We start from the raw sequence: 18,932 nt of genomic DNA, 5'->3' as shown, positions 1-18,932 counted from the left end.
CCTTGAAGGCGCCGGCACGCTGCGACGTGGCCATCGTGGGAGCGGGGGCGTCCGGCGCGGCGGCGGCCTGGCGGCTGGCCTGCCGCGGCCTTGATGTTGTGGTGTTCGACCGGGGCGGCTGGTGGCAGCCCGAGACCGCGCCATCGCAGGACGACGACTGGGAGTGGCAGCGGCTCGGCCCGTTCAGCCCCAGCCCCAACGTCCGCAAGCGGGCCGATGACGATCCGGTCGACGACCGCAACAGCGCGATCAAGGCTCTGGTGGTGTCCGGCGTCGGCGGCGCCACGGTCATGTGGTCGTGTCACATGCCGCGCTTTCATCCGTCGGATTTCCGCATGCGGACGCTGGATGGTGTGGGCGACGACTGGCCGGTCGATTATGAGGAGCTTGCGCCGTACTACGCGCTGAACGAAGCGCACATGGGGATTGCCGGTATTGCGGGCGATCCCGCCTATCCGCCAATGCCGCCGCGCCAGACCCCGCCAGTCCCGCTGGGGCCGGCGGAACAGCACATGGCGGCAACGCTGGACCGGCTCGGCTGGGCGTGGTGGCCGGCTGACCTTGCCATCAACACCGCCCCCTATGGCGAACGCGGGGCCTGCAACAATTGCGGCCCGTGCGAGCTGATGTGTCCGCACCGGGCAAAGGCGTCGGCCGACGTGGTCTATGCGCTGCCAGCGCTGCGCAGGGGCGTTCGTTTCGTGACCAACGCGCGCGTCCACACTGTAAGCCTTGCACCGGACGGGCGGGCCGATGGCGTCATCTGGACCGCCGCCGACGGCGCCGAACACCGCATCAGCGCTGAAACGGTGATCCTGGCTGGCAACGGCATCGAAACGCCGCGCCTTCTTCTCAACTCGCGATCCGCCGGGCACCCGGACGGGCTTGCCAACCGCTCCGGCCTTGTGGGCAAGCGGCTGATGCTGCACCCGCTGGCCCGCGTGACCGGCCGCTTCGAAGACGCCGTTGGCGGGCACCGCGGCATCACAGCAGGCGGCATCGTCAGCCACCAGTTTTATGAGACGGACCGCACCCGCGGCTTCGTGCGCGGCGTGAAGCTTCTGGTGATGCGCTCCCACGGGCCGCTTCTCACGGCACTGGGCTCCACCTTTGCACCCATCCCATGGGGGCATGGCCACGCCGCCCGCTTCGAGGCGGTGTTCGATCACACGCTGGCGGTCTCGGTTTGCGCTGACGATCTGCCGGAGGAGGGCAACGCCGTAACACTCTCACCGGACATGGTGGATGCCGCCGGCCGCCCCGCCGCCGCCATCCACTACCGGGTGGGTGACAACAGCCGCCGCGCGCTCGACTTCGGCCTGGCACGGGGCGCCGAGCTTCTGACGGAAGCCGGGGCGGTGGAGCTGCAGAGCACGCCGCACACGCCAAATGCAGGCTTTCACCTCATGGGCACGGCGCGGATGGGCGATGACCCCGCCACCTCGGTAACAGACCGCTGGGGCGCCACCCACGACGTGCCGAACCTCTGGATCGTCGACGGCAGCCTGTTCGTGACCGCGGCGGCGCTCAACCCCACCCACACCATCCAGGCGCTGGCGCTGCGCGCAGCTGACCGGATTGCCTCCACCCGCCGGAGGGCGTGAGCCGCGCCCGTCGTTCAGGCGCACTGGCTAGCGCTGTGCTGCGTGCAGGGGCGCGGGCCGGCGTTTTTTCTGGCGCACGATCAGCCAGACGCCGCTTGCGGTGATGAGGCCCATCCCGGCCACGGCCATGGGCGTCGGCCACTCGGCGAACACATACCAGCCGATCAGCGCTGCCCAGATGAGCCGCAGGTAATCGAGTGCGGCGACGCTGGTTGAGGCCGAAAGGCGGTAGGCAATGGTGAGAAGGTATTGCAGCGCGCAGGCGAGGACGGCAATCAACCCCACCAGCACCCAGGTGTGCGGGGCCTTCAGCGCCGTCCAGTCTTCCGGCGTGGCGGTGAGAAGGGCAAGAATGCCGAAAACCAGTGTGCCCAGCGCAGCGTAGTAGAACAGGACCGCAAAGTGCGTGCTGGCGGCGGGCATCCGGCGGATCGCGATAATCATGCACCCGGTGAGGAATGCGCCCAGAAGCACGACCAGCGAGACGCCGGAAAACGCCTCCCCGGCAGGCTCCAGCGCCAGAACCGTTCCCAGAAAGCCGACGCCTACGGCGGCAAACGCTCCGGCACCCGCCTTTTCCGACAGGAGCGGAATGGCAAGGAGCATGACGAAGATGGGCGTGGTGAAGTTGATGGAGGTGACCACCACCAGCGGCAGGAAGCCGAGCCCGTAGTAAAAGCACGCCATCGAGGTGAGGCCGAACAGGGCGTGCCAGAAGTGGGCCTTCTTGTCGGCCACGACAATGGCGCGGCGGTTGGATGGCCAGAGCAAGAGCGGCAGGAAGAACGCCAGCACACCGGCCGAACGGAGCGCCATGGTCGAAATGGCACCAAGCCCTTCTTCGGCCAGCAATTTCACGCTCATTCCCATCAACGGAACCACAATGGTGGTGCCGAGCATGGCAAGAATGCCGAGCGCCGCGTCGCTCAGCGGCATTTTTCGCGGCGGGGCGGCGGCTGCGCCGTCCGGCGGTGGAGGGCTCACGGGCCGGTCCGGCGCCAGTAGGGCGCGCGCTGGCGGACGGTCTCGATCAGCTTCTCGTCAAAGGGCGGGAGGGCGTAGCCCTCCGGCTGGGGCGGACGCGCGGGGTAGGCGGTTCGGGTCTCCACCACCCTGCGCACGCGAACATCAGTGTAGTAGGCGCCGTAGGCCAGGACGAGGAGTTGGGCGAAGGCATCCGCTTCGGCCAGCTCCAATTGACGGAGCGCATCCGTCTGCCGGGGTTCCGGCAGGATGTCGAAGTCAGCAGGGAGGCTGGCAAGGCTTGCTGCAAGCTCGGCAGCCTTGCCGCGCTCATCGGCGAGAGAGCGCACGGCAGTGGCGAGGCCGAGCGCTCCGGCAGCCGGCCAGCCGCGCGCGCTGTCGCCCGGCAAGAGCCGGTCGAGCACGATGGCGAGGCGGTCGGTCATCGCGCTCTCATCGGGCAGGCATGCGCCGGCAGGGACGCGGCGGGTGGCACCCGTCGCTCAGTCCGGCACCTTCTGGTCGACCCAGCCCTTGCCTTCCTTCATCTCCTTCATGGTCTTGCAGAAAGCCTCGAATGCGGGAATGCCGGCGGGCAGTGCTGCCATGAAGGCGGCCTCGTAGACTTCGTCCCACGTCGCGCCGTTCTGCACAGCACGCACGGCCGCCCATTCGCCGCCCTCGCGGTCGCCCTTCACTGCGGTGGTGACGCCGACCAGCACCAGATAGCGGGTCTTCAGGTCCAGCGCGCGGCCTTCGGCCTCGCCGAACAGGGTGAAGGAGGCGAGATTGCCGTAGCGGCGCAGAAATTCGGGGTTGAGCTCGGCAAGCGCATCGTGGAGCGGCAGCGTGTACCCGCGCACCGAGCGGATCTTTTCGAGTTCGGCTTCGCCATCGGGGGTCATGGCCATGGTGGTCGTCCTTCGTGGTTGGAAATTCAGATCGCGCGGGCGGCAAGCTCGCCTTCGCGGATCGCATCGTTGACGCGGCGCGGCGCCATCGCATCGCCGATGAGATGGAGGTCGAGGCCGCCGGTGCCGTCGAGGTCGTGGAACACCGCGTCCTGCGCCTCTGCGCCGACCATCATGACGACGGCCTCTGCCGCGTGCTCCGAGGTTTCGCCGGTGTAGGCATCGCGCAGGGTGGCGGTGCCGCCGGAAATCTTCACCAGCTCCACGTCGGGCACGAAATTCACGCCAAGGCCGCGCAGCATCTTGTGGACCTTGCCCCAGTCGCGGCTTGAGGCGAGGTCGGGCGAGGCCTGCCCGAGCTGGGTCGCGAATGTCACCTTCGCCCCTTCGCGGGCGCAATATTCGGTGACAACGGCGCCCTGCCGCCCGCCGAGGCAGTCATAGACCAGCACGTTGGCGGGAAGTTTCGGCCGCGTCTCCAGAAGCTCGATGTAGGAATAGACGTTGGGACCCTCGGCCCCCTCCACGCTGGTGCCATCGACCCAGTGTTCGGGCCGCAGCGGCGACCAGCCGTGTTTCAGGCCCCTGGCACCGGCGGCGACCACCACGGCATCAAAGCCCATTTCGCTCAGCATGGCGGCATCGGCGTGGGTGTTGAGGCGGACCTCGGTGTTGGTCTCGGCAAGGCGGTCGATCAGCCAGTCGACGATCTGCACCAGCTCGCGGCGCGACTGGGCCTCGGCCCAGAGCCGCACCTGCCCGCCAAGCTTCGCCCGTGCTTCGAACACCGTGACCTGATGGCCGCGCCTGGCGGCGGTCAGTGCCGCTTGCAGGCCAGCGGGGCCACCGCCGACCACGGCAACGCGCTTGCGCTTGTCGGCCATCTGCCGCGTATCGTCGGACAAATGCGTTTCGGCGCCGGCGGCGGGGTTGTGGATGCACGCAATCGGCGCCTGCGCGAAGATCGACGACATGCACCAGTTGGCACCGACGCAGGGGCGGATCGGCTCGGCGTCCGCATCCTTCGCCTTGGCGACCCAGTTGGGGTCCGCGATCAGCTGGCGCGCCATGCCGATGATCTCGCACTTGCCATCCACCAGATATTGCTCGGCCTCGGCGTGGGTGACGATCCGGCCGGCGCCGATCACGGGCACCGACACGGCGTTGGCGATCTGCTGGGTGGCGGGAAGCTGGTAGCCGTGGCCCTCGGGGCTTGTCGGGTAGATCAGCATCCGGTTGATGTAGGTGCCCTGCGAGACCGAGAAATAATCGACGTTGCCGGTGGCCTCCAGCCGCTGCGCAATCTCGGCCCAGGCCTCCGGGTGGTTGCCGCTGTCGTGCCCGTCCTCACCGTTCATCCGCACGCCGATGACCATGTCGTCGCCGACCTCTTCGCGGGTCGCGGCGAGGATCTCCTCGACGATGCGCAGGCGGTTTTCCAGCGAGCCGCCATAAGCGTCGGTGCGGTTGTTGATGCCCGGCGACAGGAACTGGTTGAGAAGATAGCCGTGCGCCATGCCGGCAACTTCCACGCCGTCCAGTCCGCCGACCCTCGCGTAGCGGGCGGAGAGGCGATAACCCTCGATGATCTCGGCAATGTCGGCGCCGGTCATCACATGCGGCATCTCGCGGTAAACGGCGCAGGGGGCGGCGCTCGGCGACCACACCGGCAGCCCGTTGGCGACCGAGTTCGTCTGCCGCCCGCGGTGCCACGGCTGCATCAGGAGGAGCGCCCCCTCCGCCTGCACGGGCGCTGCAATCTTGCGATATTGTTCCACCATCCGCTCATCGAACGCGAACGCCTTGCCCTTGTAGGGCTGCGTTGTGGGGTGGACAGCCATCGCTTCCATGGTGATGGCGGAAACGCCGCCCCTGGCGCGCGCCACATAGTAGCCGACGTGCGCGTCGGTGAAGAGGTTGTCCTTCACCAGCAGCGTGGCATGGGCGAGCATCCAGGCGCGGTTCTTCAAGGTCCGCGGGCCGACCTTCATGGGGCTCAGCAGCGTTTTGTACGGGGAGCGGGGGGCAATGGCTTGCACTTGTTTTCGGTCCTGTTGTCGCGGGCGTCCTAGAGCGAGAGGCGGTTCTCGCCACTTTCGATGCGCAGGCAGGCGGCGCGGCGCCCGTCCGGTCCGGCGGGAATGAGCTTTGGAAGTTCGCGGCGGCAGGCGTCGATCGCCAGCGGGCAGCGCGAGGAAAAGCGGCACCCTTCAGGCAGGTTGATCGGGCTTGGCACTTCGCCCTCCAGCACGTGGCGGGAGAGTTTTGCGGCAGGGTCCGGCGGCAGGTGCGCGGAAAGAAGCGCCTGCGTGTAGGGGTGCGCCGGATCGTTGAAGACGGTGGCGGCGGGGCCTTCCTCCACCACCGTGCCGAGGTAGAGGACGACGATCCGGTCCGACACCAGCTTCACCGTGCCAAGGTCGTGGGAGATGAACAGCATCGCCACCCCAAGCTCGGCGCGCAGCTTTGCCAGCAGATCGAGAATTCCGGCGCGGACCGAGAGGTCCAGCGAGGACGTGGGTTCGTCGAGCACGATCAGCGCCGGGTCGGTGGCGATGGCGCGCGCGATGCAGACCCGCTGGAGCTGCCCGCCCGACAGCTCGGACGGCGCGCGAGACAGGAATTCGATGGGAAGCTGAACACGCTTTGCGAGCTCCTCCACCTTCTGCCGACGGGCGGAGCGCGAGAGGTCGGTGTGGAGCACCAGCGGCTCGCCGATCTGCCGGCCAACGGACATGCGCGGGTTGAGGGCGCTCCACGGGTCCTGAAACACGATCTGCATTCGTGCCCTGAGTGCGCGGAGGTCGGCAGCCTTGAGGCCGGCAAGGTCGGCGCCCTCCACCGCGACCTTGCCCGAGGTCGCGCCCAGCAGCGACACCGCAAGGCGCCCGATGGTGGATTTACCGGACCCCGATTCGCCGACCATGCCGACAATCTCGGACGGGCGGATGGAAAAGCTGACGTCGTTGACTGCGTGAACGGTCTTGCCGCCCGCCGGGAAGTGCTTGACGAGGTTCTCTACATCGAGGATCGGGCGGGCGCTCTGCGTGCCGGTTGCGGCGGCGGTCAAATCGGCTCTCCCTTGAGCGTTTGGGCAAAGTGGCAGAGCGCGCCGTGGCCCTCGCCAAGCTCGGCCATGGGCGGAGCCGTGCGGCACAGGTCAGTCTCGCGCTTGCAGCGGTCGCGGTAGTGGCAGCCGTCCGGCAGGTTGTAGAGGTCGGGCGGGGCACCGCCGACGATGCTGCCGGTGCCGAGCCGCAACCGCTCCGGCGTCGCCGACAGGAGTGCGCGGGTGTAGGGGTGGCTGGGGTTGGCGAACACGTCTGCCGTTCGGCCGCGCTCCACAATGGAGCCGGCGAACATCACGGCCAGCTGCTCGCAATAGTGCGCCACCACGCCGAGGTCGTGGGTGATGATGATGGCGCCCATCTGCCGTTCCAGAACGAGCTTGCGCAGAAGATCGAGGATCTGGGCCTGGACGGTCACATCGAGGCCAGTGGTGGGCTCGTCGGCAATGAGGAGGCGCGGCTCGTTGACGAGCGCCATGGCCATCAGGACGCGCTGGGCCATGCCGCCGGAAAGTTCGTGCGGCCACGCCTTCATCCGGTTTTCCGGCTCGGGGATGCCGACGGCGGACAGCATCTCGATCCCGCGCGTCCAGGCGGCTCTGCGCGACATGGTTCGATGCGCGCGCTGGATGCGGACAAGTTGCCGGCCGATCTGGCACAGCGGGTCCAGCGAGGTGCGCGGGTTCTGCACCACGAGGCCGATCTCGTTGCCGCGCAAGGTGTTCATCTCGCCGGGCGGCAGGGCGAGAAGGTCGCGCCCGCCGAACGCGGCGGTGCCGCCGACCACCCGTGCCGGGGCACGCAAGAGGCCGAGCACGGACTGCGCGGTGAGCGACTTGCCCGCGCCCGTTTCGCCGACGAGGCCGACAATTTCGCCGCGTGCCACATCAAACGAGACGCGGTTGAGGGCGCGGGCCGTGCGGATCTCGTTGTCCAGCGTACGGGCAACGAAGTGGGTTTCGAGGTTCTGGATCGAAAGGAGCGTGGTCATCACTTCACCCGCCGCGGGTTGAGGAGGTCCTGCGCACCGTCGCCGAGCATGTTGAGGCCGAGCATCATCAGCATCAGGCCGAGGCCGGGGAAGAGGGCGACCCACCATTGCCCGGTGACCATGAACTCTGCGCCCTGGCGGATCATCACGCCCCATTCCGGCGTCGGCACCTGGATGCCGACCCCCAGAAAGGCAAGCGCTGCGGAAATCCGCACGGCCCACGCCGCGCGCACGGCCGACTGTGCCATCGCCCCTTGCATGGTGTTGGGAAGAAGGTGGACGAGGACGATCCGCCATGTGGGGTTGCCCGCCGCCCGTGCCGCCTCGACCATGGTGGACGAGCGCAGCGCGAGCACTTCGGAGCGCACGACGCGGGCGAAGATCGGGCTGTCCAGAACGCCGATTACCAGCACGACGTTCAGCACCGAGGGTCCGGCGGCGGCAACGACCGCCAGCGCCAGAATGATGGAGGGAAACACGCGCAGCGCATCGAAGATGCGCATCGTGGCTTCGTCCAGCGTGCCGCCCACATAGCCGACCCAGAGGCCGAGCGGTACGCCGATCAGCATCGAGAGCAGCACCGCAGGCACCGCGATGGCGAAGGCGTAACGGGCGCCGTAGATGACGCGCGAGAATATATCCATGCCGTTGCCATCAGTGCCGAACCAGAACGTGGCGCCGGGTTCGGCAAGGATCTGCCGCGGGAACGCCTCGATGGGGTTGTATGGCGTGATCCACGGGGCAAGGGCAGCCGCCAGCGCAAACAGTGCGATGATGGCAAAGCCGATGGCGCCGGTGGGGCTGCGCCGGGCAATGCCGGCGATGCGGCCGAACGGGTTGCGGCGGCGGGGGATCGCGGTGTCGCTCATGCCGCCTCCACGTTGCGCGGCTCCAGGATGACGACGCAGAGGTCGACGATCAGGAACACCACCACCGAGAAAAGCGCCAGAAACAGGACGTAGCCCTGCACTGCCGCAAAGTCGCCGGAGACAATGGCGTTGAGGCCGTATTGGCCGAGACCGCCCCAGGCAAACACGAACTCGATGAGAGATGCCGTGCCGATGAGCCCGGTGATCTCGCCGCCGACGAACGTCAGCACCGGCACGGTCGCGTTGCGCATCACGATCTTGCGCACCGTGCGGTCCGGCAGGCCGCAGGCACGCGCATAGCGCACAGCATCGCCGCCGAACACGTCGAGCGCGATGGCGCGGGTGTGCTTGATGATGGGGGCCGCCGAGATGATCGCGATGGCGATGACAGGCAGGACGAGGTGGGCGGCGGCCGAACGGGCACTTTCCATGTCACCGGCAATCAGGCTGTCGATCAGGTAGGAGCCGGTGATGCGCTCGGGCGGGAACACCATCATCCCGATCCGCCCGACACCGGGCGGTGCCCAGCCAAGGAGGTAGAAGAACACGAAGAGAAGCACGAGCCCCAGCCAGTAGGTGGGGATCGAGAAGCCGACGAGCGACACCGCGCGCGCTGCCTGGTCGAACCACCCGTCAGGCCGTCCGGCGGCGTGCATCCCGGCCGGAATGCCGATCAGCGCGCCAAGGCCGATGCCCAGAAACAGAAGCTCCAGTGTGATGGGAATGCGCTGGAGAATATCGGTGAGCACGGGCCGGGAGGAGATCCAGCTGCGACCGAGGTCGCCCTGGGCCACGTTGCCCAGATAGATCCAGAACTGGGTCAGAAGCGGCTGGTCGAGGCCGAGGTCGCCGCGGATCATGTCGATCTGTGCCTGCGTTGCCGTGGGGCCGGCCAGCATCTCCACCGGGTCTTGCCCGCCGAGCCGCACCAGCATGAACGTGAAGAACACGATGCCGATGAGGAGCGGCAGGATGAAGACCACACGCCGGAGGAGGAAACTCTTGACTGACATCGGGAATGCGCTGCCGCGGGCCTATTGGGCGCGCGTCAGGTCGGCCCAGCGCTCGTGATTGTCGGGGTGAAAGACCCAACCCTCGATGTCAGGCTTCATCGCCTCGAACGTCTTGGGGTAGGCGACCATCACCCACGGCGCATTCTCGACCCAGACTTTCTGCGCCTGCTTCACGAACGCAAGGCGGCTGTCGCGGTCAGGCGTTGCAATCACCTGTTCGACCAGTGTGTCGAACTCCTCGTTCTTGAAATCGCCGCGGTTGGAGACGCCTTCGGTGTGGGCCAGCAGATACAGCGTGTAACCGGGATCGAGGACGATGGGGCCGCTTTCGTAGACGAAGAAGGGCATGTCGCGCACCGCGGGCGCCGAGCGGGAGCGCATGTCAGACCCGGTGAGGCGCACAGGCTTCACCGTCACGCCAACCTTGGCGAGCTGGGCGGAGAGCTGGATGGTGAACGGCTCCAGCCACCACCAGAGATCGGAATACAGAAGCTCGATTTCGAGCCCGTCGGCGTAGCCGGCTTCGGCGAGAAGTTCGCGCGCCTTTTCGGGGTTGTAGTTGTAGGGGAAAGAGCTGTCGTCGTAGCCGTCCACAAAAAGCGGGACCACGGACTTTGCGATGTCGCCTTCTCCGCCCAGCACCGAATCGATCATCAACTGGCGGTCGACGCCGTAGTTCAGCGCCTGCCGGACGCGCAGATCGTCGAACGGCGGGACGTTGGGGTTCATCCAGGCGGCCATCATGGCCTGTCCGGGGGCGTCCATCACCTTCACGCGGTCATCGTCAATGAACTCGTTGACGAGCTGCTGGGACGGCCGGTCGATCCAGTCCACCTGACCGGAGAGGAGCAGCGTTGCCCGGCTCGCGGCGGAGGGGACTTCCCGGTAGATCACCCGGTCGAAATAGGGTGTTTCGCCGTAATAATTGGGGTTGGCGACGAACAGTGCCACCTCGTCGGGCCGCACTTCGCTCAAGGTGTAGGGGCCGAAGCCGGCGGTGTGGTCCACCAGCCATTCGATGGCGAAGGGGTCCGCCTCGGTGGCGTGGGTCTTCATCTCCGTGCTGTCGTAGATGCCGGGCACATAAAGCGTCATCGTGTTGAGGAAGATCGAGCTGGGTGCCTTGAGGTTGAACGCCACCTCGTAGTCGGAAACCGCCTCCACCGTGTCGACGTTGGCGACATTGCCGATGAAATTGCCGGTGCGCTTCTGTTCGCGCGACTTTTCCCAGGACCAGACCACGTCGTCCGCGGTCAGCTCGTTGCCGTAGGGGCTCATCACCCCTTCGCGCAGCTTGAAGACGTAGCGCGTGCCGTCGTCCGACACGGTCCAGCTTTCGGCAAGGCTGCCTTCGATCACGCCGGGGTCCAGCACCTCGCGGCCATTCTCGTCGGTCTTCCGGCCATATTTTGTGAGGTTCTCGTAAATCTGCGGGACGACGGCCTGCGTGCCGGGGCGCAGCGCGTCGCCGTCGAAACCTTCCGGCACATCGGTGGCGGCAATGACCAGCGTTTCGGCAAGGGCGGGCGCTGCGGTTGAAAGCGCGGTGGCGGCAACGGCGGCGAGAAGGGCGGCGCGGAGTTTCATGGCGGTGTGGTCCCTGGGGCTGGCGCGGCAAAAGGCGGACGGGTCGGGATGGCGGCGGCGCGGGAAGGCGCCGCCGCCAGCATGCGCTATTCCTCGATGCTGAGGTCGGCCCAGCGTTCGTGGTCGTCCGGGTACGGGGTCCAGCCGACGATGTTGGGGGACATCGCCTCGAACACGCGCGGGTAGGCGACCGTCAGCCACGGCGCTTCGGCCATCCAAAGCTCCTGCGCCTGCGTCATCAGGGCGAGCCGCTTGTCGCGGTCCAGCGTCTGACGGGCTTCGTCGATCAGCGCATCAAGCTCGGGGTTGCTGTACTTCATCCGGTTCGACACGCCATCGGAGTGCGCGAGGAGATAGAAGGTGTAGACCGGGTCGAGCACGATCGGCCCGTCCTCGAACACAAAGAACGGCATGTCCGATGTGCCGGGCGAGCCGCGCGAGCGCATGTCGGAGCCGGTGATGCGGATCGGCTTCACCGTCACGCCGACGTCGGCAAGCTGGCTGGCGAGCTGGATCGAGAGCGGCTCCAGCCACCACCACAGGTCCGAATAAAGAAGCTCCACCTCGAAGCCGTCCGGGTAGCCGGCTTCGGCCAGCATCGCCTTCGCCTTCTCCGGGTCGTGGGTGTAGTCGAAGAAGGACGGATCGTACCCGTCGACAATCGGCGGAACGAGAGAATCGCCCGTATCGCCGGTGCCGCGCAGAACGCTCGCCATCAGCTCTTCGCGGTCGATCGCATAGTTGAGTGCCTGACGCACCTTCACATCGTCGAACGGCTTGAAGGTGGGGTTCATGCGGGCAGCCAGCATGGCGCGACCGGGGGAGTCTTCCACCTTCACGCGCGGGTCGTCGCGCAGGTCGACCACCTGCTGGATCGACGGACGGTCGATCCACTGCGCCTGGCCGGAGAGGAGAAGTGTTGCCCGGCTGGCGGCGGACGGCACCTCACGGTACATCACCCGCTCGAAATAGGGCTTTTCGCCGAAGTAGTTGGGGTTGACGGTAAACATCGCCGCCTCGTCGGGCCGCACCTGCTGCAGGTGGTAGGCGCCAAAGCCGGCGGTGTTGCTGGCCAGCCACTCCAGCGCCCACGGGTCGTCCTCGGTGGCGTGGCTCTTCACCTCGGTGGAATCGTAGATGCCGGGCACATAAAGCGTCAGCGCCGACAGGAAGATGGAGCTGGGCGCGCCGAGGTGAAACTCGACCTCGTATTTGGACTTGGCGTTCACACTTTCCACGTTGGCCACGCGGGCGATGAAGTTGCCGGTGCGCTTCTGGTCGAACGACTTGTTCCACGACCATTCCACGTCGTCGGCGGTCAACTCGTTGCCGTAGGGGCTCATCACCCCTTCGCGCAGCTTGATGGTGTAGGTCAGGCCGTCGTCCGACACCGCGTAGCTTTCGGCCAGATGCGGCTCGATCACCGACGCGTCGAGGTACGGGCGCCCGTCGCGCTCGGTCCGGCCGTAGCGCATCAGGTTTTCGTAAACCTGCGTCACCACGCTTTGCGTGCCGGGGCGCAGCGCATCACCGTCGAAGCCTTCGGGGACCGCGGGGGCGGCAATCACCAGCGTCTGCGCCTGTGCCGAGCCCGGAACAATTGTGGTGAGCGCCGTTGCGGAGAGGAGGAGGGCCGATAAAGCGGCGGCCTTGGCGTATTTGATCATGTCGTCGCCTCGTCAGGTTTTGAGGGAGTCGGGGCCGATGGTGCCGGTCAGCACCGGTACGCGGTACTCGGGACGGATCATCTGAAACATGTCGACCACGTCGTAGGCGTGGCGGATGGAGCGGCCGCCGACGGGGTCTTCGATCTCGAACTCCCAGCGGGAGCCGAAGCCGAGACGCTTGTCGACGCTGACGATGGTGCCGCAGAAGGCAACGGTGTCCTTCTGCGCAAAGCCCGGCGCGCGGTCGGCCAGCATCGCCGCAATGTCCTCGGGGCGCAGGAAGGCATCGACGCCCACCTCCTGGTAAAGCCGCCCGTCCACCCAGGAGCGCAGGATGCACTGGTCCCAGGTGTCGGCAATCTCGGCGAACGGCCACACCGTGGGCGCGATCACGTTGGCGCAAGCCTGCTTGGAATAGGGAATGGACGCCTTTTCGAGGAGGCGGTCGGTGTGGTCGGAGCCGACGCCCACATAAAGCTGGTCGGCGAAAATGAGGACGATCTCCACCTCGCCGGAAGTTTCCCCGGTGTGGACCTCCACACGGGTCCCGGTGGAAAGGCCATCGACCGCCATGGGGTAAAGGCGCGGGGCCGGCACATTGGTGGCGATGGCAACGCCGTGGAGCGCCACCTCGTCCTGGTGGAGCTTGGCGACGGCGGGGTCGCGCGTGGCCGACCCCATGTTCATGACGGCCGCAAGGTCCAGCGAAAGCGGCGCGGTGGCCCCATCTCGCGATTGGGCGGTGAGGTCGAGTGTGCGGCTCAAAGGGCTTGGCTCCCGTAACGGTCGAGGTCGAGGGCGAGTAGGGCGGGGTCATCACGCATGCCGCGGCCGCGCTGGCGCATCCAGATGCGTTTCAGAACGCGGCGCTTGGTGCCGTCGTCGGAAAAGGCAAGGCGGCCGTGGAGCGTCGCAAGGTTGTGGGTCAGAAGCAGATCGCCGGGCTCCAGCGTGTAGGTCCAGACGATCTCGTCGCGCTCCAGCAGCGCATCGAACCAGTCGAACGCGTCGCGCTCGGCGTCCGTCAGCGGTGCGCCGGCGAGCTTCTGGCCAGGCTCGATCATCACACGGGCGTAGTGGACGTGCAGTTCGCCGTCCTCGGTGTCGAAAATCGGCTTTGCGATGGTTTCGGGGCCTTCGGGCCAGGTGTGCAGCCGCGGCGGCAGGAAATGCCACGCGCGGTGAAAATGGGGCAGGAGATCCGGCCGCTCGGCAACGATGGTGCGGTACAGCGTCTGGCCGGACACCAGCGTGCTCTCGCCGCCAGCTGCGGCATTTTCGGCGCACAGGAGGCCCAGATAATCCGCCGCGCGGCGTTCCAGGCAGCCATTGTCCGAGTGCATGGCGGAGCGTTTGGCGGTGGCGCCGATCCGGATCGGGTCGGTGGTTTCAGCGCCGGTGTTGGTGACGGTGAAGATCCGCCTGTCCGTGGCAATGCCCTGCCGCATGATGCGGCCGAGATGATTGCCGATGGCAAAGGCGACAATGCTGGCGTCCTCCCCGGACAACCCGTCCACCGCAAGGCCGCGCAGAACGGTCACGCCGGAGCCGGTGTCCAGCTCGGCGCGCAGCTGGGGCGCCATGGCGGCCAGCGCGGGGAGGAGGGTGTCTTCGGTTTCCACCGTGTCGAGCGTCAGCCCCTGCCGGCGCAAACGCTCAAGCATCCGGGCAATTTCCGCGTTCAATGCTGCGGGGACCGGGCGGACGATCTGGTCGGCGCGGGCGTCGAGGTCGGCGCGCGTCCAGTCCCGGCCGGGAACCGGGTTGAATGCCAGCGGAACCGCTGCCGGTGCGATGCGGGCGTCGTTTGCGAGGGCCTCAGACATTGTTCACCGCTGCTCCGTTCGCACGCTTGTTGCAGTTTCTTGTATTAAACTTAGTACAAGGCTATGATGGTGCATAACGGAAAGTCAACATGGCAATCGCACCGATCGCAGACGCCAGCGCGAATGACCCTTCCAGCCGGTTCAGTGCCGCGCTGGCCCCGATTGCCGTGGGCCGGACGGTCTTGCGGAACCGGATTTTCGTGCCGGCGCACACCACCAATTTTGGCCATGCCAACCTGCCGACTGACAGGCATGCAGCCTATCACAGGGCGCGCGCCGAAGGCGGCGTTGCGCTCATCATCTTCGAGGGCATTCGCGTTCACCAAAGTTCGCTCGGCCGCGCGCAAGGGGTGAACGGCTACGAGGATGCGGCAGTGCCGGCGTTCGCAAGGGTGGCCGATGCCGTCCATGAGGGCGGGGCGAAGCTGTTCGGCCAGATCATCCATCTCGGCCGCCACATCGACGGCAACTTCACCCGCACCGCGGCGTGGAGTTCGTCGCCAACGCCGTGGACGACGACTGCGCCCCCGCCGCACCCGATGAGCGAGGCGGAGATTGCAGCGGTGGTGGACGGTCATGTCCGCACGGCGCTCAACATGCTGGAAGCCGGTCTCGACGGCATCGAGCTGCAGATGGCCCACGGCCATTTGCTGCAGCAATTCCTGTCGCCCGCGGTCAACGTGCGGACCGACCGCTATGGCGGCAGTGCTGACAACCGGCTCCGGTTTTCGCTGGAAACCCTTGAAGCCGTGCGCGCGGCGGTGGGCGATGCCACGCTCGGCATCCGCATCAGCGCGGACGAGTTCCTGCCCGGCGGCCTTTGCCTTGAAGACATGACGCGGATCGTCCGCCAGCTTGCCGGCGCGGTGAAGGTGGACTTCGTCAACGTCAGCCATTCAGCCTATCACGGCAGTGCCACCATCTCGATGCAGATGGCCGACATGGCCTTTGCGAACGATGCGTTCCGCCACTTTGCGCCAGCCATCAAGGCTGCCTTGTCGGACCTGCCGGTGCCGCCGCCGGTGATGGCAGTCTGCAAGTTCCGCACGATGGACGAGGCCGAGGCGGCGATTGCTTCGGGCGGGACAGACATGGTTGGCATGGCGCGTGCCCACATTGCCGAGCCTGCCCTTGTGGCAAAGAGCCGGGCGGGCCGGGACGCCGAAATCCGCCCCTGCATCAACTGCAACCAGGGGTGCGCGGGCTTTCTGGCGCTGAACCTTCCCATCACCTGCCTCACCAACCCCGCCACCGGCCGCGAGATGCTGGCCGCCCCACAGCTTGCGCAAGGGGCAGCCCGGCGCGTTGTGGTGGTGGGGGCGGGGCCTGGCGGGTTGGAAGCCGCCGCCACGGCGGCAGAGCGCGGCCACGACGTGGAGCTGTGGGATGAAGCGCCAGCCGTCGGCGGCGCGCTGGCGCGCGTGGCGGCGATGCCGCTGCGGGCCGATTTTGCCCGCCTCCTCGAATATCAGGCAGCAAAGCTCGACCGCACAGGCGTGACGCTTCGCACAGGCCACGCCGCAACGGCGCAGGCTTTGCGCGCGGCCGGCGCCGATGCGGTGATCCTGGCGACCGGGGCCGCGCCCCGCGCGCTGGCGCTCGAAACCGGCGCGGCGATGACCGTGGAAGCGGCCATGGACGCAGGGTCAGCGCTCGGCCGCAATGTGGTGCTGGAGGACAGGCTCGGCACCTGGACTGTGGTTGCCGTTGCCGAATGGCTGGCGGATCGCGGCCACACGGTCACGCTTCTGGCGCCCACCGGCGTGCCGGGGTGGACCATTTCGGTCTATTCCAGCTTCGCCCTTCGCCAGCGGCTGAAGGACAAGGGCGTTGCCATCCGTGCGCTGGCCACACTCACCGGCTTTGCGAACGGCACGGCGACAATCACGGACCTCTCCACCGGAGCCAGCCAGAACCTCGACGGCGTGGACGCGGTGGTCGCGCCGGTCCACGGCGTTCCGCGCAATCAGCTGGCAGCCGAGCTGGCCGGAGCCGACCGGCCCGGGGAGAATGCCTTGCCGGTCCACGTCATCGGCGATGCCGAGGCACCCCGCACGGCGCTTGAAGCCGTCTTCGAAGGCCATCAGGCCGCTTCCATGCTCTGACCGTTTGCAGGCACCACAAGAGGACCACATGGCGACACCCCATCCCCTCGACACGGCCGCCGAACTCGATTTCGTGCTGGCCTTGCGCCGCCGCTGGGCGGACCGGCTCTACTCCGCCCTGCGCGCCGAGTATGACGACGCCACCGCCAGCGCACCGCCAGAAAACCGCGCCGCCGCAGGCGAGGCCGCTCAAACGCTGTCCATCTACCCCTGGTTTGCATGGATGGAGCGGGGCTCGCAGAAAATGCTGTGGCGTGCGGTCGAAAGCGCGGTGGCGGATATCGCACCCATCCAGCCGCCGCACGCGCCCGCCGGAAGCCTGACGCTCGACCCCGACCTTGCAATGCCGTCCTGGTACACCGACTGGGACATTCATGTGCAGCCCGGCGGCGTGTGGCAGAGCGACATGTCGGCCCACACCTACGAGCTGGGGGCAAAGCTCGTCATGCTGGGCGGCAACGACGACTACACCTTCCACCGCGCCTTTGTTGACACGTGTCTCGGGCCGCTGCACGGGCAGAAGGTGACGCGGCTGGTGGATCTCGGCTGCGGGTTCGGCAAGTCCACCTGGCCCATGAAGCGCGCGTTTCCGGATGCCGAGGTGATCGGCATCGACCTTGCTGCGCCGTGCCTCAGGATGGCGCACCAGAAGTCCGAGGCGCTGGGCCTTGCCATCGACTACAGACAGGCCGATTGCCGGAAGACAGAGCTGGCGGCAGGGTCGGCCGATCTGGTCGCTTCCACCATGCTTCTGCACGAAGTGCCGCGCCCGGTTCTGGAGGCGACCATTGCGGAGGCGGCACGGCTCCTCAAGCCCGGCGGTCTCTTGCGGATGCTGGACTTCCAGTTCACCGGCGATCCGTTCCGCGATCACCACATCGCCTGCCACGGGGCGCGCAACAACGAGCCGTTCATGCCCGGCGCCATGAGCGCGGACACGGTGGCAATGTGTGAGGCGGCGGGGCTGAAGAATGCCGGCTGGCGCGCGTTTGACGAGCGGGGCGCCGGCCGCCTCGATGCGCTGGCCTGGCCCGAGCGCACGGAGTGGCATTTCCCCTGGGCTGTGCTGGAAGCGGAGAAAGCGTCATGAGCGGAGAATTGAAGGAGCTGAGCTTCTTTGCGGATCCCGACATCGACAAGCTCGCCGCGCTGGTGTTCGACCTGGCGGCGCAGCTGCATCAGGAGCGGCAGCGGCGCATGGCGCTCGAAACGGTGCTGACCCGGTCCGCAAGCGTTGACCCGGAAGCGTTGAAGGCGCTGGCCGGCGACGCGGCGTTTACCGCCGACGCCCGCGCTGCGCTGGACGCGGCGCAGGCCCGGCTCTTCGACATTCTGGCCGAGCGAGGCGACCGGCGGACGCCGCTGCGTGCCGGGTCGCGCAGCGTACCGCAGGCCTCACGCGGTGGTTGACACTGAATGGTTGCTTTTGGCGGCCGAAACCGCCAAACCCCGCTCCCGGCCGCCACGCTGAGCCGCCAGGGTCCAGGAGGGACATTCAAGGTGAGGCTTTCCACAGACCCTCTGAAGACGCAGAAGGTCTATCTCGTCCTGCGTGACCGCATCGTGGCGGGGGAACTTGAACCGGACGCGCGCCTGCCCGGCGAGCCGAAGCTTGCCGGCGAATTCGACGTCTCGCGTGTGACCATCCGCCGGGCGCTGGCCCGCCTTGCCGAAGAGGGGATGATCGAACGCCGGGCCGGGTCCGGCACCTTCGTCACCCGCCAGCCGGCCAAGGTCCGTGCGCTCATCACCGATGTGGCCAATGTCTTCACCGGGCTGATCACCATGGGCCGCACCACCAATGTGCGGCTGATCTCGTTTGAATACATAAAACCGCCGGAGCCGGTGCGCGTGGCGCTCGGGCTCAAGAGCGGTGAAGTCGTCCAGCGTTCGGTGCGCGTGCGGCTGGTGGACGATCAGCCATTTTCCTACCTCACCGCGCACGTGCCGGGGCGCATCGGTTCGGTCTACTCCGAGAGCGACCTTGCGAAGATGCCGCTTCTGGAGCTGATGGAGCGCTCCGGCCTCAAGACCGAGTTCGCGCGGCAGGACATCAGCGCGGTTCTTGCCGGCCCGGAAGTGTCCGAAGCGCTGGATGTGGACACGGGGGCGCCGCTCGTCTCGTTGACCCGCGTTGTCTACGGGCCAAACAGCGAGGGGATGGAGCACCTTCACGCGCTCTACCACCCCGAGCGGTTCACCATGCAGATGGAGCTGGTGCGGGACGGGGAAATCGGCTCGCGCCAGTGGCGGCCTTCGCCGGCCACGGCGCGTCCCGTGCGCCGCACCACTCCGCGCAAGCGCAGCTGAGGCCCAGCCACGAAAAAG

At 67.2% G+C, this 18,932-nt stretch carries 17 protein-coding genes; 5 read left to right on the top strand and 12 right to left on the bottom strand.

Annotated features, from left to right (window positions below):
• Positions 1–26: 26 nt before the first annotated feature.
• Positions 27–1,604: a GMC family oxidoreductase gene (locus RDV64_RS21365; protein WP_309196998.1), complete on the top strand. Its 1,578-nt coding sequence runs from the start codon at positions 27–29 to the stop codon at positions 1,602–1,604.
• Between the two features lie 27 nt (positions 1,605–1,631).
• Here the strand turns inward: RDV64_RS21365 and RDV64_RS21360 are convergent, their stop codons facing one another.
• The 12 genes from RDV64_RS21360 to RDV64_RS21305 form a co-directional block, all read right to left on the bottom strand.
• Entirely contained in the window at positions 1,632–2,588 is a 957-nt protein-coding gene (locus RDV64_RS21360; protein WP_309196997.1) for a DMT family transporter, read from the bottom strand.
• Positions 2,585–3,013 carry a hypothetical protein gene (locus RDV64_RS21355; protein ID WP_309196996.1) on the bottom strand — a complete coding sequence of 143 codons (429 nt, stop codon included), beginning with the start codon at positions 3,011–3,013 and terminating at the stop codon, positions 2,585–2,587. The genes RDV64_RS21360 and RDV64_RS21355 overlap by 4 nt, the downstream gene beginning before the upstream one ends.
• 57 nt (positions 3,014–3,070) lie before the next feature.
• A complete protein-coding gene (locus tag RDV64_RS21350) occupies positions 3,071–3,478 on the bottom strand; it encodes a carboxymuconolactone decarboxylase family protein (protein ID WP_309196995.1) in 408 nt (135 codons plus the stop codon).
• A gap of 26 nt (positions 3,479–3,504) precedes the next feature.
• Positions 3,505–5,517, bottom strand: coding sequence for an FAD-dependent oxidoreductase (locus tag RDV64_RS21345; RefSeq protein WP_309196993.1), 2,013 nt, complete (start codon positions 5,515–5,517; stop codon positions 3,505–3,507).
• Between the two features lie 29 nt (positions 5,518–5,546).
• Positions 5,547–6,548 carry an ABC transporter ATP-binding protein gene (locus RDV64_RS21340; protein ID WP_309196991.1) on the bottom strand — a complete coding sequence of 334 codons (1,002 nt, stop codon included), beginning with the start codon at positions 6,546–6,548 and terminating at the stop codon, positions 5,547–5,549.
• Complete coding sequence (locus tag RDV64_RS21335) at positions 6,545–7,537, bottom strand: ABC transporter ATP-binding protein (RefSeq protein ID WP_309196989.1); 993 nt, start codon at positions 7,535–7,537, stop codon at positions 6,545–6,547. The genes RDV64_RS21340 and RDV64_RS21335 overlap by 4 nt, the downstream gene beginning before the upstream one ends.
• Positions 7,537–8,406: an ABC transporter permease gene (locus RDV64_RS21330; RefSeq protein ID WP_309196988.1), complete on the bottom strand. Its 870-nt coding sequence runs from the start codon at positions 8,404–8,406 to the stop codon at positions 7,537–7,539. The genes RDV64_RS21335 and RDV64_RS21330 overlap by 1 nt, the downstream gene beginning before the upstream one ends.
• On the bottom strand, positions 8,403–9,419 hold the full coding sequence (locus RDV64_RS21325) for an ABC transporter permease (RefSeq protein ID WP_309196987.1): 1,017 nt from the start codon (positions 9,417–9,419) through the stop codon (positions 8,403–8,405). Before RDV64_RS21325 ends, RDV64_RS21330 begins: the two co-directional genes overlap by 4 nt.
• Before the next feature lie 21 nt (positions 9,420–9,440).
• Positions 9,441–11,006 carry an ABC transporter substrate-binding protein gene (locus RDV64_RS21320; protein WP_309196986.1) on the bottom strand — a complete coding sequence of 522 codons (1,566 nt, stop codon included), beginning with the start codon at positions 11,004–11,006 and terminating at the stop codon, positions 9,441–9,443.
• An 86-nt stretch (positions 11,007–11,092) separates the two neighbouring features.
• Positions 11,093–12,673 carry an ABC transporter substrate-binding protein gene (locus RDV64_RS21315; protein WP_309196985.1) on the bottom strand — a complete coding sequence of 527 codons (1,581 nt, stop codon included), beginning with the start codon at positions 12,671–12,673 and terminating at the stop codon, positions 11,093–11,095.
• Positions 12,674–12,685: 12 nt separating this feature from the next.
• Positions 12,686–13,438 carry a DUF2848 family protein gene (locus tag RDV64_RS21310; protein WP_309196984.1) on the bottom strand — a complete coding sequence of 251 codons (753 nt, stop codon included), beginning with the start codon at positions 13,436–13,438 and terminating at the stop codon, positions 12,686–12,688.
• Complete coding sequence (locus tag RDV64_RS21305; RefSeq protein ID WP_309196983.1) at positions 13,435–14,499, bottom strand: TauD/TfdA family dioxygenase; 1,065 nt, start codon at positions 14,497–14,499, stop codon at positions 13,435–13,437. The genes RDV64_RS21310 and RDV64_RS21305 overlap by 4 nt, the downstream gene beginning before the upstream one ends.
• Before the next feature lie 89 nt (positions 14,500–14,588).
• On the opposite strand from RDV64_RS21305, the gene RDV64_RS21300 reads away from it, so the two are divergent.
• The 4 genes from RDV64_RS21300 (at position 14,589) to RDV64_RS21285 (ending at position 18,914) form a co-directional block, all read left to right on the top strand.
• Positions 14,589–16,604: an FAD-dependent oxidoreductase gene (locus tag RDV64_RS21300; protein WP_309196981.1), complete on the top strand. Its 2,016-nt coding sequence runs from the start codon at positions 14,589–14,591 to the stop codon at positions 16,602–16,604.
• A 28-nt stretch (positions 16,605–16,632) separates the two neighbouring features.
• Positions 16,633–17,694, top strand: a complete 1,062-nt coding sequence (locus RDV64_RS21295) for a class I SAM-dependent methyltransferase (protein ID WP_309196980.1) — start codon at positions 16,633–16,635, stop codon at positions 17,692–17,694.
• Entirely contained in the window at positions 17,691–18,014 is a 324-nt protein-coding gene (locus RDV64_RS21290) for a hypothetical protein (protein WP_309196979.1), read from the top strand. Before RDV64_RS21295 ends, RDV64_RS21290 begins: the two co-directional genes overlap by 4 nt.
• A gap of 90 nt (positions 18,015–18,104) precedes the next feature.
• Entirely contained in the window at positions 18,105–18,914 is an 810-nt protein-coding gene (locus RDV64_RS21285; RefSeq protein WP_309196978.1) for a GntR family transcriptional regulator, read from the top strand.
• The last annotated feature ends 18 nt before the right edge of the window (positions 18,915–18,932 follow it).

It is taken from the genome of Acuticoccus sp. MNP-M23 (genome assembly GCF_031195445.1).
In the GTDB taxonomy this organism is placed as follows: Bacteria; Pseudomonadota; Alphaproteobacteria; order Rhizobiales; family Amorphaceae; genus Acuticoccus.
This window is presented reverse-complemented; position numbering and strand designations above follow the sequence as displayed.